This is a genomic window from Kitasatospora sp. NPDC059646 (assembly GCF_042734615.1).
Taxonomy (GTDB): Bacteria; Actinomycetota; Actinomycetes; order Streptomycetales; family Streptomycetaceae; genus Kitasatospora.
This window is the reverse complement of sequence record NZ_JBHWDS010000002.1, coordinates 112,537-136,835: the sequence shown is the minus strand read 5'-3', so window position 1 is coordinate 136,835 and position 24,299 is coordinate 112,537. Positions and strand designations below refer to the sequence as shown.

The 24,299-nt window shown below is 74.0% G+C and carries 20 protein-coding genes; 17 read left to right on the top strand and 3 right to left on the bottom strand.

Going from position 1 to position 24,299, the window contains the following annotated elements:
• Positions 1–15 precede the first annotated feature (15 nt).
• The 4 genes from rimI (at position 16) to ACFV1L_RS01865 (ending at position 2,811) form a co-directional block, all read left to right on the top strand.
• On the top strand, positions 16–519 hold the full coding sequence (gene rimI / locus ACFV1L_RS01880) for a ribosomal protein S18-alanine N-acetyltransferase (RefSeq protein WP_380362020.1): 504 nt from the start codon (positions 16–18) through the stop codon (positions 517–519).
• Positions 512–1,597, top strand: a complete 1,086-nt coding sequence (gene tsaD / locus ACFV1L_RS01875; protein ID WP_380362018.1) for a tRNA (adenosine(37)-N6)-threonylcarbamoyltransferase complex transferase subunit TsaD — start codon at positions 512–514, stop codon at positions 1,595–1,597. The genes rimI and tsaD overlap by 8 nt, the downstream gene beginning before the upstream one ends.
• Positions 1,594–1,854 carry a hypothetical protein gene (locus ACFV1L_RS01870; RefSeq protein WP_380362016.1) on the top strand — a complete coding sequence of 87 codons (261 nt, stop codon included), beginning with the start codon at positions 1,594–1,596 and terminating at the stop codon, positions 1,852–1,854. Before tsaD ends, ACFV1L_RS01870 begins: the two co-directional genes overlap by 4 nt.
• Positions 1,855–1,923: 69 nt before the next feature.
• Positions 1,924–2,811: a polysaccharide deacetylase family protein gene (locus tag ACFV1L_RS01865; RefSeq protein ID WP_380362014.1), complete on the top strand. Its 888-nt coding sequence runs from the start codon at positions 1,924–1,926 to the stop codon at positions 2,809–2,811.
• On the opposite strand, the gene ACFV1L_RS01860 is transcribed toward ACFV1L_RS01865, so the two are convergent.
• Entirely contained in the window at positions 2,787–3,965 is a 1,179-nt protein-coding gene (locus tag ACFV1L_RS01860) for a methyltransferase domain-containing protein (RefSeq protein ID WP_380362012.1), read from the bottom strand. The genes ACFV1L_RS01865 and ACFV1L_RS01860 overlap by 25 nt on opposite strands.
• 305 nt (positions 3,966–4,270) lie before the next feature.
• Here ACFV1L_RS01860 and groES point away from each other — a divergent pair, with 305 nt between their 5' ends.
• The 3 genes from groES to ACFV1L_RS01845 all read left to right on the top strand — a co-directional run bounded on the left by groES (position 4,271) and on the right by ACFV1L_RS01845 (position 7,514).
• Positions 4,271–4,576, top strand: coding sequence for a co-chaperone GroES (groES, locus tag ACFV1L_RS01855; RefSeq protein ID WP_014136232.1), 306 nt, complete (start codon positions 4,271–4,273; stop codon positions 4,574–4,576).
• Between the two features lie 100 nt (positions 4,577–4,676).
• Positions 4,677–6,311, top strand: a complete 1,635-nt coding sequence (gene groL, locus ACFV1L_RS01850; protein WP_380362010.1) for a chaperonin GroEL — start codon at positions 4,677–4,679, stop codon at positions 6,309–6,311.
• Positions 6,312–6,512: 201 nt separating this feature from the next.
• The gene (locus ACFV1L_RS01845; RefSeq protein ID WP_380362008.1) at positions 6,513–7,514 is read left to right on the top strand and encodes a LysR family transcriptional regulator; all 1,002 of its coding nucleotides are present in this window, start codon (positions 6,513–6,515) and stop codon (positions 7,512–7,514) included.
• A 184-nt stretch (positions 7,515–7,698) separates the two neighbouring features.
• On the opposite strand, the gene ACFV1L_RS01840 is transcribed toward ACFV1L_RS01845, so the two are convergent.
• Complete coding sequence (locus tag ACFV1L_RS01840; RefSeq protein WP_035863455.1) at positions 7,699–8,025, bottom strand: WhiB family transcriptional regulator; 327 nt, start codon at positions 8,023–8,025, stop codon at positions 7,699–7,701.
• A gap of 540 nt (positions 8,026–8,565) precedes the next feature.
• Here ACFV1L_RS01840 and ACFV1L_RS01835 point away from each other — a divergent pair.
• The 4 genes from ACFV1L_RS01835 (at position 8,566) to ACFV1L_RS01820 (ending at position 13,103) form a co-directional block, all read left to right on the top strand.
• On the top strand, positions 8,566–9,177 hold the full coding sequence (locus ACFV1L_RS01835; protein WP_014136228.1) for a response regulator transcription factor: 612 nt from the start codon (positions 8,566–8,568) through the stop codon (positions 9,175–9,177).
• Between the two features lie 195 nt (positions 9,178–9,372).
• Positions 9,373–10,092, top strand: a complete 720-nt coding sequence (gene shbA / locus ACFV1L_RS01830) for an RNA polymerase sigma factor ShbA (protein WP_380362006.1) — start codon at positions 9,373–9,375, stop codon at positions 10,090–10,092.
• Between the two features lie 230 nt (positions 10,093–10,322).
• Entirely contained in the window at positions 10,323–11,825 is a 1,503-nt protein-coding gene (gene guaB / locus ACFV1L_RS01825) for an IMP dehydrogenase (RefSeq protein WP_380362004.1), read from the top strand.
• A gap of 159 nt (positions 11,826–11,984) precedes the next feature.
• Entirely contained in the window at positions 11,985–13,103 is a 1,119-nt protein-coding gene (locus ACFV1L_RS01820) for a GuaB3 family IMP dehydrogenase-related protein (RefSeq protein WP_380362002.1), read from the top strand.
• 60 nt (positions 13,104–13,163) lie between these two features.
• Here ACFV1L_RS01820 and ACFV1L_RS01815 read toward each other — a convergent pair whose 3' ends face one another.
• On the bottom strand, positions 13,164–13,676 hold the full coding sequence (locus ACFV1L_RS01815; RefSeq protein WP_380362000.1) for a hypothetical protein: 513 nt from the start codon (positions 13,674–13,676) through the stop codon (positions 13,164–13,166).
• A gap of 309 nt (positions 13,677–13,985) precedes the next feature.
• On the opposite strand from ACFV1L_RS01815, the gene ACFV1L_RS01810 reads away from it, so the two are divergent.
• From ACFV1L_RS01810 to ACFV1L_RS01785, 6 genes are all read left to right on the top strand, one after another.
• A complete protein-coding gene (locus tag ACFV1L_RS01810; protein ID WP_380361998.1) occupies positions 13,986–15,656 on the top strand; it encodes a serine/threonine-protein kinase in 1,671 nt (556 codons plus the stop codon).
• 122 nt (positions 15,657–15,778) lie between these two features.
• The gene (locus ACFV1L_RS01805) at positions 15,779–16,864 is read left to right on the top strand and encodes a protein kinase (RefSeq protein WP_380361996.1); all 1,086 of its coding nucleotides are present in this window, start codon (positions 15,779–15,781) and stop codon (positions 16,862–16,864) included.
• 158 nt (positions 16,865–17,022) lie between these two features.
• Positions 17,023–18,651, top strand: coding sequence for a protein kinase (locus ACFV1L_RS01800; protein ID WP_380361994.1), 1,629 nt, complete (start codon positions 17,023–17,025; stop codon positions 18,649–18,651).
• A 118-nt stretch (positions 18,652–18,769) separates the two neighbouring features.
• Entirely contained in the window at positions 18,770–20,377 is a 1,608-nt protein-coding gene (locus tag ACFV1L_RS01795; RefSeq protein WP_380361992.1) for a succinic semialdehyde dehydrogenase, read from the top strand.
• A gap of 25 nt (positions 20,378–20,402) precedes the next feature.
• Positions 20,403–22,154, top strand: a complete 1,752-nt coding sequence (locus ACFV1L_RS01790) for a GMC oxidoreductase (RefSeq protein ID WP_380361990.1) — start codon at positions 20,403–20,405, stop codon at positions 22,152–22,154.
• Positions 22,155–22,228: 74 nt separating this feature from the next.
• Positions 22,229–23,701 (top strand): hypothetical protein, encoded by a 1,473-nt coding sequence (locus ACFV1L_RS01785; protein WP_380361989.1) that lies wholly within the window; start codon positions 22,229–22,231, stop codon positions 23,699–23,701.
• Positions 23,702–24,299 lie beyond the last annotated feature (598 nt).

Here is a 24,299-nt window from a genome sequence, read left to right as displayed (position 1 = left end):
CGGGACTGTCCGGCCGTGGCTAGGTTCTCGCTGCGTCCCATGCGGTGGTGGGACATCGAGCCCGTCATGGTGCTGGAGCACCGGCTGTTCCCCGACGACGCCTGGTCGCGCGGCATGTACTGGTCGGAGCTGGCGGAGGCCCACCCCGGCGGCAGCCGGCACTACGTGGTGGCGGTGGACGAGGACGGCGCGGTGGTCGGGTACGCCGGGCTGATGGCGGTCGGGCCGGACGGCGACGTGCAGACCATCGCCGTGGAGTCCGGGCACCAGGGCGCGGGCCTCGGGGCGATGCTGCTGACCGAGCTGATCGAGGAGTCGGTCCGGCGCGGCTGCGCCGAGCTGCTGCTGGAGGTGCGGGTGGACAACCTGCGCGCGCAGCGGCTGTACGAGCGGTTCGGGTTCGAGCCGGTCGGCATCCGGCGGGGCTACTACCAGCCCGCCAACGTGGACGCACTGGTGATGCGTCTGGACCACCTGGCAAGCGATGCAAGCGATCTGAAGGATCATCACAATGGCTGACGAACCGCTCGTCCTCGGTATCGAGACCTCCTGCGACGAGACCGGCGTCGGCATCGTCCGCGGCACCACGCTGCTCGCCGACGCGGTCGCGTCCTCGGTCAACGACCACGCCCGGTTCGGCGGCGTCGTCCCCGAGATCGCCAGCCGCGCGCACCTGGAGGCGATGGTCCCCACCATCCGGCGCGCGCTGGACACCGCCGGCGTCAAGGCCGGCGACCTCGACGGCATCGCCGTCACCGCCGGCCCCGGCCTGGCCGGCGCGCTGCTGGTCGGCGTCAGCGCCGCCAAGGCGTACGCCTGGGCGCTGGACAAGCCGCTGTACGGCGTGAACCACCTCGCCTCGCACATCTGCGTCGACCAGCTGGAGCACGGCCGGCTGCCCGAGCCGACCATGGCGCTGCTGGTCTCCGGCGGCCACTCCTCGCTGCTGCTCAGCGGTGACATCACCACCGACGTGCGGCCGCTCGGCGCGACCATCGACGACGCGGCCGGCGAGGCCTTCGACAAGGTCGCCCGCGTCCTCGGCCTGGGCTTCCCCGGCGGACCGGTGGTCGACCGGATGGCCCGCGAGGGCGACGGGAGGGCGATCGCCTTCCCGCGCGGCCTGAGCAGCGCGAGCGACCCGGCGTACGACTTCTCGTTCTCCGGCCTGAAGACCGCCGTGGCCCGCTGGGTCGAGGCCAAGCGCCGGGCCGGCGAGACCGTGCCGGTGGCGGACGTCGCCGCGTCCTTCCAGGAGGCGGTCACCGACGTGCTCACCCGCAAGGCCGTCCGGGCGTGCAAGGACAACGGCGTCGACCACCTGATGATCGGCGGCGGCGTCGCCGCGAACTCCCGGCTGCGCGAGATGGCGCAGCAGCGCTGCGACAAGGCCGGCATCGTGCTGCGGGTGCCGCGCCCGGGCCTGTGCACCGACAACGGCGCGATGGTGGCCGCGCTCGGTGCCGAGATGGTGTGGCGCAACCGCACCCCCTCCTCGTTCGACCTGTCCGCGGACTCCTCGCTGCCGGTCACCGAGACCCACGTGCCGGGCGAGCACGGAGACGTCCACGCGCACGCGCACGAGGCGCTGAAGTGACCCTGGCGGCCATGTGGGAGGCCCGGGCGGCCGACCGGCGGGGCAGCGAACTGCACGCCTGGGCGCGGGAGTTCGCGCTGCCCGCGGTACGCGGCGCGGCCGGCCTGGAGCGGGTCGAGCTGTTCACCGCGCCCGGCGACCGGGTGCTGCTGATCGCGCTGTGGAACGGCGAGCCGCAGCCGGTGCCGGAGCCCCCGGCCGGACTGCTGGCCCGGCCGGTGCACCGGTGGACCTTCACCCGAACGGATGTCGGGTAGGCAACCGCGGAGCCGGTAGCGTTCGTCCAGTACATCGACACGCGTGTAGAGGAAGAGCGGGGGAGACCGGTGACGAACAGGGCCCGGATCGGGTACGGCGCGGGAGCGCTCGCCGTGCTGCTGGCCGTGAGCGGGTGCGGCAGCTCCGCGCCCGCCGCGAAGTCGCCCGCCCCCGCGCAGCCCGCCGCCGCGTCCTCCGGCGCCGGGTCGTCCGGCTCCGCCGCCGCGTCCGCCCCCGCGCAGGACACGGTCGGCACCGCCGCCTGGGCGAAGTGGGGACTCCAGCCGATGGCCAAGGCGCCCGCGCCGCCCGCCGACAAGCCGATCAAGCTGACCAGGTCCGGTGCCGTGCCGGTGTTCAGCGAAGTCCCCACCCAGGACAAGGTCGTGTTCATCACCATCGACGACGGGGCCGAGAAGGACCCCAAGTTCGTCCAGATGCTCACCGACCTGAAGGTGCCGATCACGATGTTCCTGACCAAGGACATCGTCAAGAACAACTACGGCTACTTCAAGGAACTGCAGGCGCTCGGCAACACCGTCCAGAACCACACCGTCAACCACCCGGTGATGAGCAAGCTCTCGGCCGCCCAGCAGAAGACCCAGATCTGCGACGACCAGGCCGCCCTCACCGAGCAGTACGGCACCGCCCCCTACCTGTTCCGCCCGCCCTACGGCGACGGCGCGAACACCCCGACCCTGAACACCTCCGTGCAGGAGTGCGGGCCCCGGGCCATCGTGCTGTGGCGCGAATCCATGCAGATCCACGACATGCAGTACCAGGCCGCCGACAAGAAGCTGAAGAACGGCGACATCATCCTCGCCCACTTCCGCGGCCCGTCCGACCTCAAGGGCGAGACCATGACCCAGATGTTCGGCGAGCTGCTCGCCCGCATCCAGGAGCAGGGCTTCGCGGTCGCCCGCCTCGACGACTACATCGCCAAGCCCACCGGCTGACCCAGCATCATCACCGGGCCGGCCGCCGTACGGGCCACGATCACCGTCACCGCGTTCGGCCCGGACGGCTTCAGCTGCCGGCGCAGCTCCTCCGGGACCACCGACGCCCCGCGCTTCTTGATCACCACGGTGCCGATCCGGCGCTCCTTCACCAGCGCCTTCAGCTTCTTGACGTGGAACGGCAGCACGTCCGACAGCTCGTACGCCTGCGCGTACGGCGTCGGGCGCAGGTCGTCCGAGGTGACGTACGCGATCATCGGGTCGATCAGCCGGCCGTTCACCGACGCCACCACCTCGGCGACCATCCGGCCCCGGATCACCGCGCCGTCCGGCTCGTACAGGTACCGGCCCACCGGACCCACCGGCGGGTCCGGCAGCGCCCCGCCGGCCAGCGAGTGCGGGCCCGGCAGCAGGGTCGCCCGGTACGGCTCGGCGGCCGCGGTGCCGAACCACAGCACCGCCTCCTTCACCTCGCCCCGGTCGGACACCCACTCCGCCTCGGCGCCCTCCGGCACCAGCTCGTGCGGGATCCCCGGCGCCACCTTCAACGCCCCGAACGGCGTCCGCCGGGCCGCCTCCACCGCCCAGGACAGCGGCGGCGAGTACGCCTCCGGATCGAACACCCGGCCCCGCGAGGTGCGCCGCGCCGGATCGGTGAACACCGCGTCGAAACCGTCCGTGTCGACGTCCGCGACGTCGGCGCAGCGCACCTCCACCAGCTCCGACACGCCCAGCGCCGCCGCGTTCGCCCGCGCGACCTCGCAGGTCAGCTCGTCCCGGTCCACCGCCAGCACCGAGATCCCGGCCCGGGCCAGCGCGACCGCGTCGCCGCCGATCCCGCAGCACAGGTCCGCCAGCCGCTCCACCCCGAGCGCCGCGAACCGCCCCGCCCGCCACTCGGCCACGCTGCGCCGGGTCGCCTGCTCCACGCCGTGCTGGGTGAAGTACATCGAGGCGGCGTCCGCCCCGAACTTCGCCTCGGCGCGCTGCCGCAGCCGCGCCTGCTCGAACGCCGCGCGCACCAGCTCGGCCGGGTAGTCCCGCCGCAGCCGGGTCGCCAGCGCGAGCTCCTGGTCCGCGGTGAAACCCCGCAACTCGGCCAGCAGCGCCTGCCCCTGCTCGGTCAGCAGCGCCCGGAACGACTCGATCTCCACCGGCCCATTGTCCCCGCCCCGCCCACCGGCCGGTCACCGGGAAGGCGACCGCCGCCCGGGCGCCGGCCCGCGACGGGAACGGGCGTTCGAGCGGGGGGCCGGAGACCGCCCGGGCCGAACTCCGACACGACGACGTTGGCACTCTGGTTGACTGAGTGCTAACGGCGTCCTAAGGTCGTTCCTGGCACTCCCCCCAGGGGGAGTGCTAACGCGGAGATGCGTGCCTGACCCCCGCGACGGCAGCCGCGCACCCTCGCCCACCTACCTGTTAGACAACCCCGTAATCTCCGAAGGGGAGCTCGGACGTGACCACCAGCAGCAAGGTTGCCATCAAGCCGCTCGAGGACCGCATCGTGGTCCAGCCGCTCGACGCCGAGACCACCACCGCCTCCGGCCTGGTGATCCCGGACACCGCCAAGGAGAAGCCCCAGGAGGGCGTCGTCCTGGCCGTCGGCCCGGGCCGCTTCGAGGACGGCCAGCGTCTGCCGCTCGACGTCGCCGTCGGTGACATCGTCCTGTACTCGAAGTACGGCGGCACCGAGGTGAAGTACCAGGGCGAGGAGTACCTCGTCCTCTCGGCTCGCGACGTTCTCGCCATCATCGAGAAGTAAGACGTCCCCAGCCCGCCCCGGATCCGTGTCAGCACTGACAGGGGCCCGGGGCGCGGTTGTTGCTCCACGTACGCAGTCCACACCCTGAGGAAACGGGATCATGGCGAAGACCCTGCAGTTCGACGAGGACGCCCGCCGCTCGCTGGAGCGCGGTGTCAACAAGCTGGCCGACACCGTCAAGGTGACCATCGGCCCCAAGGGCCGCAACGTCGTCATCGACAAGAAGTTCGGCGCCCCCACCATCACCAACGACGGTGTGACCATCGCCCGCGAGGTCGAGCTCGACGACCCGTACGAGAACCTCGGCGCGCAGCTGGTCAAGGAGGTCGCCACCAAGACCAACGACGTCGCGGGCGACGGCACCACCACCGCCACCGTGCTGGCCCAGGCCCTGGTCAACGAGGGTCTGCGCAACGTCGCCGCCGGCGCCGGCCCGGCCGCCCTGAAGAAGGGCATCGACAAGGCCGTCGCCGCCGTCTCCGAGCACCTGCTGTCGGTCGCCCGCGAGATCGAGGGCAAGGACGACATCGCCGCCGTCGCCTCGCTGTCCGCCCAGGACGCCCAGGTCGGCGAGCTGATCGCCGAGGCGATCGACAAGGTCGGCAAGGACGGTGTGATCACCGTCGAGGAGTCCAACACCTTCGGCGTCGAGCTCGAGTTCACCGAGGGCATGCAGTTCGACAAGGGCTACCTGTCGCCGTACTTCGTCACCGACGCGGAGCGCCAGGAAGCCGTCCTGGAGGACCCGTACATCCTGATCAACCAGGGCAAGATCTCCAGCATCCAGGAGCTCCTGCCGCTGCTGGAGAAGGTCCTGCAGGCCGGCGGCTCCCGCCCGCTGCTGATCATCGCCGAGGACGTCGACGGCGAGGCCCTGTCCACCCTGGTGGTCAACAAGATCCGCGGTACCTTCAACGCGGTCGCGGTCAAGGCCCCCGGCTTCGGCGACCGCCGCAAGGCCATCCTCGGCGACATCGCCACCCTCACCGGCGGCCAGGTCATCTCCGAGGAGGTCGGCCTCAAGCTCGACCAGGTCGGCCTGGACGTGCTGGGCAGCGCCCGCCGCATCACCGTCACCAAGGACGAGACCATCGTCGTCGACGGCGCCGGCGCGTCCGACGCGGTCGCCGGCCGGGTCGCCCAGATCAAGGCCGAGATCGCCAACACCGACTCCGACTGGGACCGCGAGAAGCTCCAGGAGCGCCTCGCCAAGCTGGCCGGCGGCGTCTGCGTGATCAAGGTCGGCGCGGCCACCGAGGTCGAGCTGAAGGAGCGCAAGCACCGCCTGGAGGACGCCATCTCGGCGACCCGCGCCGCGGTCGAGGAGGGCATCGTCGCCGGTGGCGGCGCCTCCCTGGTGCACGCCGCGAAGGTCCTCGACGGCGGCCTCGGCCTGTCCGGCGACGAGGCCACCGGTGTCGCCGTGGTCCGCCGCGCGCTGGTCGAGCCGCTGCGCTGGATCGCCCAGAACGCCGGCCTCGAGGGCTACGTCATCACCTCCAAGGTCTCCGAGCTGGAGGCCGGCCAGGGCTACAACGCCGCCACCGGCGAGTACGGCGACCTGGTCAAGGCCGGCGTCATCGACCCGGTCAAGGTCACCCGCTCCGCCCTGGAGAACGCCGCGTCCATCGCCTCCCTGCTCCTCACCACCGAGACCCTCGTGGTCGAGAAGAAGGAAGAGGAGGAGGCCGCGGGCCACGGCCACTCGCACGGCGGCCACGGCCACAGCCACTGAGCGGCCGCCTGACAGCCAGGCACTGAGGGCGCGAGGCCCTGTACGTCCGGTCCCCTGCACTTTCGCGGTGCGCGGCGGGCGGACAGGGCCTCGCGCCCTTTCGCGCGGGCGGGGGCGCGTGGGCGGGGGCGTGACGGTGGTGGCCCGGCCGGTCGCGCAGTTCTCCGCGCCCGCGTTTTCGCACCCCCTATCGTTGAGGGCGTGATCGAAGCCCGTCATCTCCGCGTTCTGCACGCCGTCGCCCGGACCGGGTCCTTCTCCGCCGCGGCGCGGGAGCTGGGGTGCACGCAGCCCGCGGTGAGCCAGCAGATGAAGGCGCTGGAGAAGGCGGTGGACACCCCCCTGGTGGTGCGTTCGGGGCGGGAGATGCAGTTGAGCGAGGCCGGGCGGGTGCTGCTGAAGCACGCGAACGGGATCCTCGCCGGGCTGTCCGCCGCCGAGGAGGAGGTCGCGGCGATCGCGGGGCTGCGGGCGGGCCGGGTGCGGCTGGTCTCGTTCCCGACCGCCAGTTCCACGCTGGTGCCGCGGTCGGTGGCGCAGGTGCGGGCGGCGCACCCGGGGGTGCGGGTCTCGCTGGTGGAGGCGGAGCCCCCGCAGGCGCTGGCGATGCTGCGCGGCGGGGAGTGCGAGGTGGCGCTCGCGTTCCGGTACCCGGACTCGCAGGGCGGCCTGAGCCTGCCGTCGCCGCACGCGACGCTGCGCGAGGCGCGGGCCGAGGCGACGCTGGAGGCGGCGGCGACCGCCGCGGCGAACGACTGGTCGGAGCTGGTGGTGCGGCCGCTGCTGGACGACCCGCTGGTGGGCCTGGTGCCGGCGGGGCACCCGCTGGCGGGCCGGGGCGAGGGCGAGCCGGTGGACCTCGCGGAGCTGGCGCAGGAGCAGTGGATCGCGGGCTGCCCGCAGTGCCGGGGGCACCTGGTGGAGCTGTGCGCGGACGCGGGCTTCGCGCCGGCGATCGAGTTCGCGACGGACGACTACCCGGCGGTGGTGGGCCTGGTGGGCGCGGGTCTGGGGGTGGCGGTGCTGCCGGGGCTGGCGCTGGAGTCGGTGCGGCACCCGGGGGTGGCGACGGTGCCGGTGCGGGTGGCGTCGGGGGAGCCGGCCCGGCGCGAGGTGGTGGCGCTGACCCTCCCGGACCTGGCGGGCGTTCCGGCGGTGGAGCTGATGCTGGAGCAGCTCGCGGCGGCGGCCGCCGCCCGCTGACGCCCACCGGCCCCCGAGCGGGGCGCGCCGTCCGAACAGCCACGGCCCCGAGACGGCCCGGCCCCGTAGACGGGCGCGGCGCCGGCCCGGGACGGGGCGGCGCTGCGCGAGTGGCGAAACGTTTCTTCATGTGGCCGGGGGCCGGCACCGCGGCGGGACGCGGGTGCGGCTGCTCACCGGATGCTCAGTGGCGGACGGTCTGCGGCATCGCCAGCGGGACCTCGACCAGGCGGTTGCGGGAGCGGCCGAGCAGCTCCTCGCGCTCGTCCTCCGTCATGCCGCCCCACACCCCGTAGGGCTCGCGGACGGCCAGGGCGTGGGCCGCGCACTGGGCGCGTACCGGGCAGCGCATGCAGACCTCCTTGGCGCTCGCCTCGCGCGAGGTCCGGGCGGCGCCGCGCTCGCCCTCGGGGTGGAAGAACAGCGAGCTGTCGACGCCGCGGCAGGCGGCGGAGAGCTGCCAGTCCCAGAGGTCTGCGTTGGGGCCGGGGAGGCGGGAGAAATCTGCCATGGCTCATTCCCTTCAATGACGCGGGACCTGGCGGCTCGGCTGCGGCTGCTGCGGCGAGGCTGCACGGGACCGGTACGGACACCTGGAAATATGACTTACACCCAACTACATGGACAAGTCACCCACAGTCCGACACAACAGTCAATGACCTGACGGAAGCTATAAAAACGGACAAACGGTGCAATAGGGTTTAAGGCGAATCGCGTCCCGCTCGGGTGTTCGGCGGGGCGCGGACCGCGGCCGGAAGGCGTGCGCGGCGCGGGCACCGCGCGCGAGCTGCACAAAAGTGCGGCGTGTGCACCGCGAGGTGGCTCTTCTGTGATGGGTTGGCCACGTACAGTGGTGGAGATGGACCGGAAGCCGTAACTCATTCGAGTGACGGTCGTTGGATGTACGGAGGCGGTCAGCAGGCGCAGGGCATCGGGATCGGTCGCGGAACGAGGCGACCGGATCGGGGTCCGTCCCGGCGGCCGTGTCGGAGAGGTTCGTACCAGCCAGGAGGCTCAACGTGACGCGGATCAGCTGCGGAGGACGACGGTCATGACATCCGTACTCGTCTGCGACGATTCCCCGCTCGCCCGGGAGGCGCTGCGCCGTGCGGTGGCGACCGTGCCCGGCGTCGACCGGGTGACCACTGCGACGAACGGTGAGGAGGTCCTCCGCCGCTGGGTGGCCGACCGTTCCGATCTCGTTCTGATGGACGTCCGGATGCCCGGGCTCGGCGGGGTGGAGACGGTCCGCCGGCTGCTCTCGGCCGATCCGGGCGCCCGGATCATCATGCTCACCGTGGCCGAGGACCTGGACGGCGTGGCCCTCGCGGTCGCCGCCGGGGCCCGCGGCTACCTGCACAAGGACGCCTCGCGCGCCGAGCTGCGGGCCACCGTCACCCAGGCGCTGGCCGACCCGACCTGGCGCCTGGCGCCGCGCCGGCTGCGCAGCCCGGACATGGGCGCCGCGCCGACCCTGACGGCCCGTGAGATCCAGGTGCTGGAGGGCATGAGCCACGGCCGCAGCAACGCGGAGATCGGCCGTGAGCTCTTCCTGTCCGAGGACACCGTGAAGACGCACGCCCGGCGGCTGTTCAAGAAGTTGGGCGCCTCGGACCGCGCGCACGCGGTGGCGCTGGGCTTCCGTTGGGGCCTGGTCCGCTGAGCGGGTGCGGCAACTGCGCTCGCTCGGACGTGTGACGTTGTGGTCCCGAGGCTGCACCATGGAGTAGTGGAGCACCTCGGGGACCAGCGGACAGGCAGGGGAGGCGGCACGGTGCACCCGGCGACGCATAACGTTCCGATGCACAAGTCCGGACGCGGTGCCGCGTTTTCCGGTCCGACCAGGCACCATGGACCGATGCATGACGACGAGGAGGCCGCCGGGGCCGGTCCGGCGCAGCCCACCCCCGGGGGTGCGGCTGCCGATCCGTCGTCGGCTCCGGAGGGCGGGCCGGCGGAATCCGACGGTGCGTCGGGTGCGGGCGGCCGCCCGCAGGTTCCGGGCGCGGCGTCGCCCCAGGTGGCGGAGCTGGTCGCGGCCGCGGTGCGCGGCGACGGCCCGGCGATCGAGGCGCTGCTCGGCTACGTGCTCCCGCTGGCGCTGCGGTACTGCCGCGGCCGGCTGGTCCGGCTGCCCGGCGGAGCCCGGCACCACGTGGACGACGTGGCGCAGGAGGTGTGCGTCGCGGTGCTGTGCGCGCTGCCCCGCTACCGGGACACCGGCCGCCCGTTCGAGGCCTTCGTGTACGGGATCGCCGCGCACAAGATCGCCGATCTGCAGCGGGCCGCGATGCGCGGGCCCGGCTCGACGGTGATCCCGCCGGACGACCTGCCGGAGACGCCGGACGACTCGCTCGGCCCGGAGGAGCGGGCGCTGCTGTCCAGCGACGCGGCGTGGATCAAGGAGCTGCTGTCCAACCTGCCGGCCCGGCAGCGCGAGCTGGTGCTGCTGCGGGTGGCGGACGGGCTGTCGGCGGAGGAGACCGGCGAGGTGCTCGGCATGTCGCCGGGCGCGGTGCGGGTGGCCCAGCACCGGGCGCTGTCGCGGCTGCGGGCGCTGGCGGAGGAGTCCGGCTGACCGCCCGTCAGGGCGGAAGAAGCGCGGCGGCGCGCGCGTTGTCAAGAGGGCGCGACGAGATGCCCCGCGTCACCAGTACCATGGGGTATCGGCGCCTGGTCGGGTCGCCAAAGCTTCTCCGGTGTGCGCGGTCCTCGGTTGGAGGATCGTCCGAACGCCGGGCGTTCTTGGCGGCCGAGAGACCCCGGGCGCCCGTGCGCAGAACGACGGCCCGCCACGGAAGGTTCCCCATGTCTTACAACGCCGCCGGCGTACCCGAGAAGTTCGCGATGCTCGGACTCACGTACGACGACGTCCTGCTGCTGCCCGGGGCGTCCGAGGTGCTGCCCAACCAGGTCGACACCTCCTCGCGGATCTCGCGGAACGTGCGGGTCAACATCCCCCTGCTGTCGGCGGCGATGGACAAGGTCACCGAGTCGCGGATGGCGATCGCGATGGCCCGGCAGGGCGGCGTCGGCGTCCTGCACCGCAACCTGTCGATCGAGGACCAGGTCAACCAGGTCGACCTGGTGAAGCGCTCCGAGTCCGGCATGGTGACCGACCCGATCACGGTCGGTCCGGAGGCCACGCTGGCCGAGGCCGACGCGCTGTGCGCCCGGTTCCGGATCTCCGGCGTGCCGGTCGCCAACCCGGACGGCAAGCTGCTGGGCATCGTCACCAACCGCGACATGGCCTTCGAGACCGACCGCAGCCGCAAGGTCGCCGAGATCATGACGCCGATGCCGCTGATCACCGGCAAGGTCGGCATCTCCGGCGAGGACGCCATCGCGCTGCTCCGCCGCCACAAGATCGAGAAGCTGCCGCTGGTCGACGACGAGGGCCGGATCAAGGGCCTGATCACCGTCAAGGACTTCGTCAAGGCGGAGAAGTACCCGAACGCCGCCAAGGACGCCGAGGGCCGTCTGCTGGTCGGCGCCGCCGTCGGCGCCTCGGCCGAGGCGTTCGACCGGGCCCAGGCGCTGGTCGGCGCGGGCGTGGACTTCCTGGTCGTGGACACCTCGCACGGGCACTCGCACAACGCGCTGGCCTGGATCTCGAAGATCAAGTCCGCCGTGCCGGTCGACGTGGTCGGCGGCAACATCGCCACCCGTGACGGCGCCCAGGCGCTGATCGACGCCGGCGTGGACGGCGTGAAGGTCGGCGTCGGCCCCGGCTCGATCTGCACCACCCGCGTGGTCGCCGGCGTCGGCGTGCCGCAGGTGACGGCGATCTGGGAGGCCGCGCAGGCCTGTCAGGACGCGGGCGTCCCGATCATCGGCGACGGCGGCCTGCAGTACTCCGGCGACATCGGCAAGGCGCTGTGCGCCGGTGCCGACACCGTGATGCTGGGCTCGCTGCTGGCCGGCTGCGAGGAGTCGCCGGGCGAGCTGCTGTTCATCAACGGCAAGCAGTTCAAGTCGTACCGCGGCATGGGTTCGCTGGGCGCGATGCAGACCCGCGGCCAGGCGAAGTCCTTCTCCAAGGACCGCTACTTCCAGGCTGAGGTCTCCTCGGACGAGAAGCTGATCGCCGAGGGCATCGAGGGTCAGGTGCCGTACCGCGGCCCGCTGTCCGCGGTGCTGTTCCAGCTGGTCGGCGGCCTGCGGCAGACCATGGGCTACGTGGGCGCGGGCTCGGTCGAGGAGATGCAGACCAAGGGCCGGTTCGTCCGGATCACCTCGGCGGGCCTCAAGGAGAGCCACCCGCACGACATCCAGATGACGGTCGAGGCGCCGAACTACAACGCGCGCTGACCCGAACCACCGGAGCCGTCCGGGCCGCAGTCCAGCTGCGGCCCGGGCGGCTCCCGCCGTTCGGTGCGCCCCTGTCGGGGCGCAAAGGGGTCGTACGGGATACTTGGGTGCGGCCGGGGTGACCCGGTCGGGAGATGGAAAGCAGCAGAAGGGCTCGAAGTGACTGAGATCGAGATCGGGCGAGGCAAGCGCGGCCGCCGGGCGTACTCCTTCGACGACATCGCCGTCGTCCCCAGCCGCCGTACGCGTGACCCGAAGGAGGTCTCGATCGCTTGGCAGATCGACGCCTACCGGTTCGAACTGCCGTTCCTGGCGGCGCCGATGGACAGCGTGGTGTCCCCGCAGCAGGCGATCGCGATCGGCCAGCTCGGCGGCCTGGGCGTGCTGAACCTGGAAGGCCTGTGGACGCGGTACGAGGACCCGCAGCCGCTGCTGGAGGAGATCGCGTCGATCGGCGACGAGGCGGAGGCGACCCGCCGCCTGCAGGAGGTGTACTCCGCGCCGATCAAGGCCGAGCTGATCAAGGAGCGGATCAAGGAGGTCCGTGACTCGGGTGTGGTCACCGCCGCGGCGCTCTCGCCGCAGCGCACCGCCGAGTTCTCCAAGGCCGTCGTGGACGCCGGCGTCGACGTGTTCGTGATCCGCGGCACCACGGTGTCCGCCGAGCACGTGTCGGGCGCGGCCGAGCCGCTCAACCTGAAGCAGTTCATCTACGAGCTGGACGTCCCGGTGATCGTCGGCGGCTGCGCCACGTACACCGCCGCGCTGCACCTGATGCGCACCGGCGCGGCCGGCGTGCTGGTCGGCTTCGGCGGCGGCGCCGCGCACACCACCCGCAACGTGCTGGGCATCCAGGTGCCGATGGCGACCGCGGTGGCGGACGTCGCGGCGGCCCGCCGGGACTACATGGACGAGTCCGGCGGCCGCTACGTGCACGTGATCGCGGACGGCGGCGTCGGCTACAGCGGCGACATCCCGAAGGCCGTCGCCTGCGGCGCGGACGCGGTGATGATCGGCGCCGCGCTGGCCCGCGCCACCGACGCGCCCGGCCAGGGCTACCACTGGGGCATGGAGGCCGTCCACGAGGAGCTGCCGCGCGGCAAGCGCGTGCACCTCGGCACCGTCGGCTCCACCGAGCAGATCCTGACCGGCCCGTCGCACACCCCCGACGGCACCATGAACCTGTTCGGCGCGCTGCGCCGGGCGATGGCCACCACCGGCTACACCGAGCTCAAGGAGTTCCAGCGGGTCGAGGTCACGGTCAACCCCGCTCGCTGACACCGCATCAGGAAGGGCCCCTGCCGCAGCCGCGGCAGGGGCCCTTTCCGTGGCGCCCCGTCAGGAGTCGCCGAACGTCCGGGTCAGGCTGAAGCCCACGGCCGCGCCGATCAGGAGGAAGACCGCGGAGAAGACGTCGAACGTCCCCCGCCACATGTCGAGGAGGAACGAGAAGCCGTCGGTGAAGAGGGCCGGCACCGACTCGCCGGTCAGCTCGTGGGCGATCAGGGAGAGGCCGAACAGCTTGCCGAAGACCTGGCCGGCCACGGCGAGCAGGGCGCCGAGCGGCGGCAGGGCCGGGTGCTTGCCGCCGAGCTTGCCGACGGTGGCGCCGACGGCGGCGGCGATGCCGATCGCCAGCCAGGAGAACTCACGGTCGACGGCCTTCACGATGAAGCCGTCCAGCAAGCCGGCGGCCAGCGCGACACCGAGGCCGGCGAGCACCGCGACCGGCAGGTTCTTGGGCCCGGCGTGGGCGCCGGCCAGTGGGACGCCGGCGGCCGGCGGCGAGGCGGGCGCGGCCGGCGGCCCGGGCGGCGGGGCGAACGGATCGGCGGGATCGGGCGTGGTCATGAAGGGTCCCCCGTGACGGCGATGTGAAGAGCGGGCAGAGGCCAGCAGCGCGCGAGGACGGTTGGACAGGCGGTTTCCGCGGCGAGGCCGGACGGTCGGGAGCGGTCGTTTTCGGTCGCCGGTGCGGTGCGGAAGGGACGCGAGGGGCGCACGGGGCGCGGGCCGGGTGGGGGCGGGTGGCCCGGCGGGGTGGCGACAGGGGATGATGGTGCCCCGGCGTGCGACCGCCGCCCGCGGCGGCCCGACACGCCGTCAGGTCCCGGCCGGGCTGCCCGGCGAGGGCCGCAACACCATGGGGAGAGCGCACCGATGACGCAGCCGCAGGAACCGACCGGCCGACTGCTGGCGGACCGCTACCGGCTGGGCGAGGTGCTCGGCCGTGGCGGCATGGGCACCGTGTGGCGGGCCGAGGACGAGATGCTCGGCCGGATCGTCGCGGTGAAGGAGCTCCGGATGACCGGGGCCGTCGACGAGGCCGAGAAGCACCGGCTGATCGTCCGCACCCTGCGCGAGGCCAAGGCCACCGCCCGGATCCGGCACACCGCCGCCGTCACCGTCTTCGACGTGGTCGAGGAGGACGGGCGGCCGTGGATCGTGATGGAGCTCGTCGACGGCCGCTCGCTGGCCGACGTGGTCCGCGAGGACGGCGTGCTCACGCCCGAGCGGGCCGCCGCGATCGGCCTGGACCTGCTCGGCGTGCTCGGCGCCGCGCACAGCCAGGGCGTGCTGCACCGCGACGTGAAGCCGTCCAACGTGCTGATCGGCGAGGACGGCCGGACCGTGCTCACCGACTTCGGCATCGCCAGCGTCGAGGGCGACACCTCGATCACCTCCACCGGCATGCTGGTCGGCGCCCCCTCGTACATCGCGCCCGAGCGGGCCCGCGGCCAGCGGCCCGGCCCGCCGTCCGACCTGTGGTCGCTGGGCGGCACGCTGTACGCGATGGTCGAGGGCGTCCCGCCGTACGACCGGGGCTCCGCGCTGGCCACGCTGACCGCCGTGATGACCGAGGAGCTCCCGCCGCCCGCCAACGCCGGGCCGCTGCGGCCGGTCATCGAAGGGCTGCTGGAGAAGGACCCCGCGAAGCGGATGGACGCCGACGCGGCCCGCGACCTGCTGCAGCGGATCGTCGCCGGCCGGGCGCTGCCCGAGCCGAAGCGCGCCGCCGCGGCCGCCCCGGCCGAGCCGGTCGCCACCGAGACCGCCACCCGGGCGCTGCCCGCCGAGCCCGCCGCCGCGGCGGAGACCGCGGCGGTGCCGCGCGGCGGCGCCCCCCGGCGGCGGACGCCGCTGATCGTCGCCGCGGTCGTCGCGGTGCTGGCGCTGGTCGCCGCCCTGGTGGTGTGGTGGCCCGGCGACAAGGGCTCCGGGGCGAGCGCCGCGGACGGCGGCGGCACCGCCGCGCCCGTGCAGCCGTCGGCGGTCCCGAGCGCCCCGCCGTCCGCGAGCAGCGGTGCGAGCCCGAGCCCCAGTCCCAGCGCGCCGGCGGAGACCGGCGAGCCGCCCGCGCCCGCCCTGACGCCCGGTCAGGTCCCGGAGGGCTATCGGGTGTTCCGCGACCCGTCGGGTTTCAGCATCACGCTGCCGAACTGGATGGCCGACCGGGGCGCGGACTACCGCTCCACCAGCCGCCTCTTCGAGGGCAACGGGCTGCGGCTGGTCGTCGACTGGCAGTCGCCCGCCGGCGACAGCGCGCTGAAGGACTGGCAGGCCGCCGACCGGTCCGCGTCGATGACCGACTACCGCCGGATCCGGGTCGAGTCGGTCGCCTACCGGGGCTGGACCAACGCCGCCGACTGGGAGTGGACGTACACCGGCAAGTCCGGCACCGTGCTGCACTCGCTGAACCGCGGCTTCGTCACCGGCAACGGCAAGTACGGCTACGCGATCTACTGGACCATGCCGGAGTCCGTGTGGTCCGCGCCGGACGGCTCGCTGGCGCGCCGGATCTCCTTCGAGAGCTTCCAACCCGCGCCGTAGCCGCGCCCCGCGCGCCGGGCGCCTCCGGCGGTCGGCGGAAAGGCAGTTGAAAGGCCGCACCGGAAGGTGGCGGGTGCGGTCCGGGGCCGTAGGCTGGCGGCACTACGGCGTGAGGAACAGGCATGCGAACGGCCCCGGGACAGGTGGTGGCCGGGCGGTACCGGGTGACGGACCGTCCGGACGACGACGTCGGCGTGCCCGCGGTCGACGCGCAGAGCGGCGCCCGGGTACGGCTGTTCGGCCTGGAACTGCCCGAACTGCTCGACCCCGCCGGCGGCGCCGCGCCCGGGTACGGGGCCCGGCTGACCGCCCGGGTCGCCCAGGTGGCGGCGGCCGCGCCGACCCACCCGCGGCTGCTGCGCGGACTCGCCGCCGGCCCCGAGGGCGAACTGCTGTGGGTCGCCGAGGAGTCGGTGTCCGCGGTGCCGCTGGAGCGGCTGGTCGGCAACGGGCCGCTGTCGCCGTACCGGGTCGCCGAGATCGGCGCCGACCTGGCCGGCGCGCTGCGGGCCGTGCACGAGGCCGGGCTCACCCACGGCAACGTCACCACCCGCACCGTGCTGGTCTGCGAGGACGGCGCGGCGATGCTCGGCGGCCTGCTGCTGGGCGCCGCCGAGGAGGAGCTGTGCGCGGCGCTCGGCGGCGAGGTGCCGCGCCGGGTGTACGAGACGCGCGCGCTCATGCTCGGGCCGCTCGCCGAGCGGTGGGCGATCGACGCGGGCGCGCCCGCCGACACCTGGGCCCTCGGCGTCCTGCTGTACCGCCTGCTCACCGGCCACGGCCCGTACCCCGAGCACGACCTGCCGACCCTGCTGGCCGCCGTCCGCGACGGCCGCCACCACCCCGCCGAGGGCTGCGGCCCGCTGCGCCCGCTGGTGGAGCGGCTGCTGGACCCGGACGCCGCCCGCCGGCCCGACGCGGCCGCCGTCCAGCGGGAGTTGCGCGACCTGCTGGTGTTCGCCCCCGAGCCCTACCCGGACGGGCCGCCCGCCCCGCTGCTGCCGGTGCCCCGCCCGGTCGCCGGACCGCCCGCCCGGCGGCCCCGCGGCGAGCGGCAGCGGCGCCGCCCGCCGACGGACCGTCAGGACGCCCGGCCCGCCGCGCGGCCGCCCCGGATCCCGCCGCGGCTGCTCGGTCCGCTGGTGCTGCTGGCCGTGCTGGCGCTGATGGCGGCGGCGGTCGCCGGGGTGGTTCTGGTCGCAGGCTGAAAGCAGCCGGTCACCGTCCGATTCGCCACCCGGGGTGCGATTCCCGCACGGGCCCGCGCAGCCTAGGCTTGCCTTCGAACCGTCGGTGCGAGCAGGCACACGAGGTGCCACGACCTCGTCCGACCGGCGGTGGGGGGTCATTGAAGGGGGGGACGGTCATGGGCGCACAGGACCAGTCGACAGGCCGTCTGCTGGCCGGGCGGTACGCGCTCGGCGAGCGCCTGGGACGCGGCGGGATGGGGACCGTCTGGCGGGCCAGGGACGAGATGCTGGACCGGGAGGTCGCCGTCAAGGAATTGACGGTCAGCCACCTCTCGGAGGAGGACCTGGAGATCCTCCAGTCCCGGATGAAGCGCGAGGCCCGGGCCGCCGCCCGGATCAAGCACCCGGGTGTCATCACCATCCACGACGTGCTCGAACAGGACGGCCGGCCGTGGATCGTGATGGAGCTCGTCGACGGCCGCGCGCTGTCCGACGTGATCAGCCAGGACGGCACCCTGACGCCCCGTGAGGCCGCCGACGTCGGCCTACAGGTGCTGGCCGCCCTGCACCGCGGCCACCAGCTCGGCGTGCTGCACCGGGACGTCAAGCCCGCCAACGTGCTGCTCGAACACGGCAGCGGGCGGGTCGTGCTGCTCGACTTCGGCATCGCCAAGTTCGAGGGCGCGATGGACATCACCCGCCCCGGCGACCTGGTCGGCTCGCCCGACTACCTGGCCCCCGAGCGGGCCCAGGGCCAGCGGCCCGGACCGGCCTCCGACCTGTGGGCGCTCGGCGCGACGCTGTTCCACGCCGTCGAGGGCCAGTCGCCGTTCCGCCGCGACAGCCCGCTCGGCACCCTCGCCGCCGTCGTCGACGAGCCGCTGCCGGAGTCCCGCCGGGCCGCCGGCCTCGGGCCGGTGCTGGCCGCGCTGATGGCCAAGGACCCGGCGGACCGGCCGAGCGCGGACGAGGCCGAGCGGATGCTCCGCGAGGTCGCCGCCGGACACACCGTCAGCATGCGCGTGCCCGAGCAGGCCGCCGGGGCCCGGCTGCCCACCCAGGTGGTGCCGGTCGTCGACCGGGTCGACGCGGACGGGGCGCCCGCCGGTCCGGTGACGGTCCCTCAGGTTCCGGCGCAGGGGCGGCCCGAGGACGCGCCGACGCAGGCGCCGGCGTCCGCCGCCCCGGCGCGGGCCGGGCGCGGCCGGCGGGTGCTCGGCGTCCTGGTCGCCCTCGCCGTGCTGGCCGCGGCCGGCGGCGGCACCGCGTACTACCTCACGCACCGGCCCGGCCACCAGCGGGCCGTCGACCCGCCGGTCGGCCCGCAGCCGAGCGGCGTCACCGACCCCGGGCTGGCGCCCGCGCCCGCGGGCTACACCTGGCAGGAGGACCCGGCCGGGTTCCGCTTCCTGCTGCCCACCGACGGCAAGTGGGTGCGCAGCGAGAGCGGCACGCAGATCTACTACTCGCCCGACGAGCGCGACCACTACCTGCAGTTCGCGGTGACGGTCGGTCAGCCGCTCGCGCCGCAGGAGCACCTGCTGCAGATGGAGGCCTCGCTCAGCAAGAGCCTCAAGGACTTCCAGACCACCAGCCTGGCCGCCGCGAAGATCAACGACCAGGAAGGCGCGGTGTGGGAGTTCAGCTACACCGGGGCGGGCGGGCGGCGGCACGCGAAGGAGGTCGAGTTCCGGCGCAGTGACGGCACCTCGTTCATGGTGTACGTGTCCGGGCCGGAGAAGGACTGGACGCAGATGCTGCGGCGGTTCACCACGGTGCTGAACAACTTCGTGCCGACGAAGTAGCGCTCGCCCGGCGGGCGGGGGAAGGATCCCCGCGCCCGCCGGAGGGCCCGGAACCCTCCCCGGGCGAATGTGTTACCGGCGGGTACACAAGCGGGCGTCGAGGCCCTAGGCTGCCCGCATGACGGAGAGCACGAGCCAGGTTCGGCGCAATCCTGCGGCGAAGGGTGCGGCGCGCACGGTCGCGTCGGCGGTGCCGGCGGCGCTGGTCGCGCGGTTGGCGAAGGGCGTCACGGCGTCCGGGGAGGACGTCGCGGAGACCGTCGCCCCGTTGACCGGGGAGGTGCTGGCGGCGCTGCCGGTCTCCGGGACCGGCGACGTGGAGCGGGCGTTCACCGAGGCGCGCCGGGCGCAGCCCGCGTGGGCGGCGCTGTCGGTCCGGCACCGGGCGGGCGTGCTGCTGCGCTTCCACGACCTGCTGCTGAAGCGGCAGGACGAGGTGCTGGACCTCATCCAGGCGGAGACCGGCAAGGCCCGGCTGCACGCCTTCGAGGAGGTCATGGCGGTCGCCTCGGCCGCCCGCCACTACGGCCGCACGGCCTCCTCCTACCTGAAGGACCGCCGGCGCGGCGGCGCCGTGCCGGGGCTGACCAGCGCCGTGGAGGCGCGCCGCCCCAAGGGCGTGGTCGGGCAGATCTCCCCGTGGAACTACCCGCTGGAGCTGTCGGTCGGCGACGCGCTGCCGGCGCTGGTCGCGGGCAACGCCGTGGTGAACAAGCCGGACACCCAGACGGCGCTGACCGCGCTGTGGGCGCGCGAGCTGTTCGTCGAGGCGGGGCTGCCGCCGCAGGTGTGGCAGATCGTGCTGGGCGACGGCCCGGTGGTCGGCCCGCAGGTGGTGGAGCGCGCCGACTACGTGGCGTTCACCGGCTCCACCCGCACCGGGCGGGACGTGGCCCGGCGGGCCGCCGAGCGCCTGGTCGGGGCGTCGCTGGAACTCGGCGGCAAGAACGCCATGCTGGTGCTGTCCGACGCCGACCTGGACAGGGCGGCGGCGGGCGCGGTGCGGGCGTGCTTCTCCTCCGCCGGCCAGCTGTGCATCTCGATCGAGCGGCTGTACGTGCACCGGTCGGTGGCGGACGCGTTCCTGGCGAAGTTCGCCGAGCGGACCTCCGCACTGCGCCTGGGCGGCGGCCTGGCCTACGGCGCGGACATGGGCTCGCTGGTGTCGGGCCGTCAGCTGGAGACCGTCACCCGGCACGTCGAGGAGGCGGTGAAGGCCGGCGCGACGGTGGTCGCCGGCGGGCAGGCCCGGCCGGACCTCGGGCCGCTGTTCTTCGAGCCGACCATCCTCGACGGCGTCACCCCCGACATGGCGGTGTGCACGGAGGAGACCTTCGGCCCGGTGGTGTCGGTCTACCGCTTCGACACCGAGGACGAGGCGGTCGCCGCCGCCAACGCCACCCCGTACGGCCTGAACTCCAGCGTGTGGACCAGGGACACCGGCCGCGGCCGCAAGGTCGCCGCCCGGCTGCGCACCGGCACCGTCAACGTGAACGAGGCGTACGCCGCCGCCTACGGGTCGGTGGCGTCGCCGATGGGCGGCATGGGCGACTCCGGGCTCGGCCGGCGGCACGGCGCGGAGGGCATCCTGCGCTACACCGAGGCGCAGACCATCGCCGTCCAGCGGCTGCTGCCGATCGGCCCGTCGATGGGCCTGGACGACCGCCGGTTCGCCGAGCTGTTCACCACCGGCCTGAAGGTCATGAAGGCGTTCCGCCTGAAGTAGCAGGGCCGCTGATCGAGGAGGAGCAGTGTCGTACGACTACGACGTCGTGGTGGTCGGTTCGGGCTTCGGCGGCTCGGTCGCCGCGCTGCGGCTGACCGAGAAGGGCTACCGGGTCGCCGTCCTGGAGGCCGGGCGCCGGTTCCGCCGCGACGAACTGCCCACCACGTCCTGGGACACCCGCGACTACCTGTGGGCGCCCGCCCTCGGCCTGTACGGCATCCAGCGCATCCACCTGCTGCGCAACGTGCTGATCCTGGCCGGGGCGGGCGTCGGCGGCGGCTCGTTGAACTACGCCAACACGCTGTACGTGCCGCCGAAGCCGTTCTTCGAGGACCGGCAGTGGCGGCACATCACCGACTGGCAGGCCGAACTCGCCCCGTTCTACGACCAGGCGCAGCGGATGCTCGGGGTCCGCCTCAACCCGACGATGACGCCGTCCGACGTGCACCTGAAGGCCGCCGCCGAGGCGATGGGCTGCGGCGACACCTTCCACCTCGCCCCCGTCGGGGTGTTCTTCGGCGACGGGCAGGACGGCACCGGCGAGGCCAAGGCCGCGCCCGGCACCGAGGTCGACGACCCGTACTTCGGCGGGGCCGGCCCGAAGCGCAGGGCCTGCACCGAGTGCGGCGAGTGCATGACCGGCTGCCGGCACGGCGCGAAGAACATGCTCACCGAGAACTACCTGTACCTGGCGGAGCGGGCCGGCGCCGAGATCCTGCCGCTGACCACCGTGAAGCGGCTGCGCCCGCACGGCGACGGCTACGCGGTCGACGTGCTGCCCACCGGCGCCCGCACCGGCCGGGCCAAGCGGGCCGGGGCGCGCACCATCACCGCCGAGCGGGTGGTGGTCGCGGCCGGCACCTACGGCACCCAGACGCTGCTGCACCGGATGCGCGAGGGCGGCCTGCTGCCCCGGATCTCCGCCCGCCTGGGCCACCTCACCCGCACCAACTCCGAGGCGCTGGTGGGCGCGCAGACCTCCGAGCGGCGCTACGGCGAGCGGCCCGACTTCACCCGCGGCGTCGCCATCACGTCCTCGGTGCACCCCGACGAGAACACCCACATCGAGCCGGTCCGCTACGGCCGGGGCTCGAACGCGATGGGCGCGCTCTCCATCCAGCAGGTCAGCGGCGCCGGGCGCGGACCGCGCTGGCTGCGCTACCTCGGCGCGGCGGCCCGGCACCCGTGGATCTTCGCGCAGTCGATGAACCAGCACCGCTGGTCGGAGAAGACCATCATCGGCCTGGTCATGCAGTCGCTGGACAACTCGCTGACGGTGTCGCTGAAGAACGGGAAGCTGACCTCCCGCCAGGGCCACGGCGCGCCCAACCCGACCTGGATCCCGGCGGCGGAGGAGGGCGCGCGGGCCCTGGCCGCGTCCATCAACGGGTTCCCCGGCTCCACCGTCGGCGAGATCTTCGACATTCCGCTGACCGCGCACTTCCTCGGCGGCTGCCCGATCGGCGACAGCGCCGAGACCGGCGTGGTCGACCCGTACCACCGGCTGTACGGCTACCCGGGGATCAGCGTCGTCGACGGCTCCGCGATCTCCGCCAACCTCGGCGTCAACCCGTCGCTGACGATCACCGCGCAGGCCGAGCGCGCCATGTCGATGTGGCCCAACCGCGGCGAGGCCGACCCGCGCCCCGAGCAGGGCTCCGCCTACCGGCCCGTCCAGCCGGTGACGCCGCGTCAGCCCGCCGTCCCCGAAGGGGCGTTCGGAGAGCTCCGGCTGCCGCTGCTGGCCGTACCCAAGGTGCCCCGGAAGGCCGACTGAAGCCGATTGACATGGCCGGACGGCCGATGGGATAAACGGGCACCCGACCACGCGCCATCCCCGGGGGGACCGCCATGCCCATCTGCCCGACCTGCGGAGCGGCCGTCGCCGGCGCCCCGGCGAGCTGCGCGAACTGCGGACAGCCGCCCGGGCCGCCGCCGCCCGCGATCGGCGAGGTGGTGGCGGACGACACCGCCGCGCCCGGCTCCTCCCCGTGGGGCAGCGGGCGGGTCCACCCCGACCGGGCCTGGCCGACGCCGTCCCGGGGCTGGCTGACCGCCGGCCGGGTGCTGCTCGCCCCGACCGCGCTGCTGGTGGTGCTCGCCGCGCTCGGCAGCGCCGTCGGCGGCCGCGGCATCGGCGTGGACGACGACCCGGCGGTGCGCGGGACCGCCCACACCTTCCAGATGTGGCTGCAGCTGACCCTCACCGCGTTCGGCACCTACTGGAAGAACACCAACACCAGCAGCTTCGGCACCTCCGCCGCCGGCATCCACGTCGTGCCGTACGCCGTCACGCTGTCCTGGCTGGCGCTGCTCTGGCTCGGCCAGCGCCTCGCCGCCCGGGCCCGCGCCGCGGCCGGCGCCGCCGAGCCGACCGCGCGCGCCGCCGGAGCGCAGGCGCTGCGCACCGGCGCGCTCTCGGCGGCCGCGGCGCTCGCGCTCGGCCGGCTCTCCACCGGCAGCTCGCACGTCGACGAGGCGTCGATGAAGCTCAGCATGCAGGTCTCCACCGGGCCGGCCATGGTGCCGCTCGGGGTGTCCGCGTTCCTCGCCGCGGCCGTCGTGGTGCTGGCCGTGGACGGGCAGGGCGCGCTGCGCATCGAGGCCGTCCGGCGGCGGTGGCTGGGCGGCTGGCTGCTGGCCTGGCAGCACGCGTCCCGGGTGGTCGGGGGGCTGCTGGCGCTGCTCGCGGTGGTCGCGGTGGCCATGCAGGTGCTGGTCGACCGGCCGTTCCCGCAGTCCACGTTCCGGGCGCTGACGCTCAACGGCGGCGTGTACCTGTTCGGCATCGGCAGCGGCGCCCGGGCGGGGACGGGTGCGGACTCGTTCGCGCTGTACGACCTCGGCGGGCACGGCGCCCAGTGGTGGCCGGCGGTGGTGCCGGTGCTGCTGGCGGCGCTGGCGCTCGGCTGGTCCGCGCACCGCGGGCGGCTGACCCACCTGGACCGGTGCCGGCTGGCCGCGCTGTACGCGGCGGCCACCGCGGCGCTGGTGCTGGGCAGCTCGATCTGGTTCAGCGAGCGCAGCACGATCAAGGGCGAGGTGCACGAGAGCCGGATCGACCTGGTCGGCTGGTCGGTGGCCTCGGTGCTGGTCGCCGCCGCGGCCTGGGCGGTGTTCGGCGCGCTGCTGGTGCCGGCCCTGCTCGACGCGGTGCGCCGCACCCCGGTGGCGCTGTCCGTGCCGCTGCCCGCGCAGGCGGCGGCCGGGCCGGAGGGAGCGTTCGGGACGGTCGAACTCGTCGTCGAGGAGGCGCGGCCGGCGGCCGGGCACGCCGACGTGCTGGACTCGCACGCCCCCTACCGCCGACCGGACGCCGGCTGAGCCCGGACAGGGCAAAGGGCCCCGCGGGGGAACGGGGCCCTTTGTCGGCAGCACTCGGCGTCAGGGCCGCGCCGGTGCTGGGGTGACGGCGCCGGGGGAGGAGCGCCGTCGCGGGAGATGGTCCAGGGGCACGCCGAGGCCGGTGGGCCTCACGGAGCGTGAGAGGGAACCGTTCGCATCGACGGCCCGGGTGCGGGCCGGGAGGGTGCGACCAGCCCCCGTCGTGCAGTCATCGTCCTGGACGAGGGCCTTGCCGTGCAACCGATTCGACGCAAATTCGGCGGGGCCGGAAGAGGACACGGCGCCGGGGAGCGCCGGATCCGACCGCCGGATGTTGTCACTGTCCGTAGTAGTGGCTTGCGGGGCGTACCGGGGCGTACGCCGGAGCGGGCGGCCGGCCGATGTGTGGCGGCCGGCACCGGTACCGGCCGCCACACCCCGGGTCCGCCCGGTCGCGGACGGGGTCGCTGTCCCCTGCTGACCCGACCGCAGCACCGGGGCGCGGTCCCACGGCGGGCCCGTGCCCGCCACGCGCACCCGGTGGACCGGAGAAGATCCACGCGTGGTCCACCGCACGGGACCGCCCGCACCTGGAGGG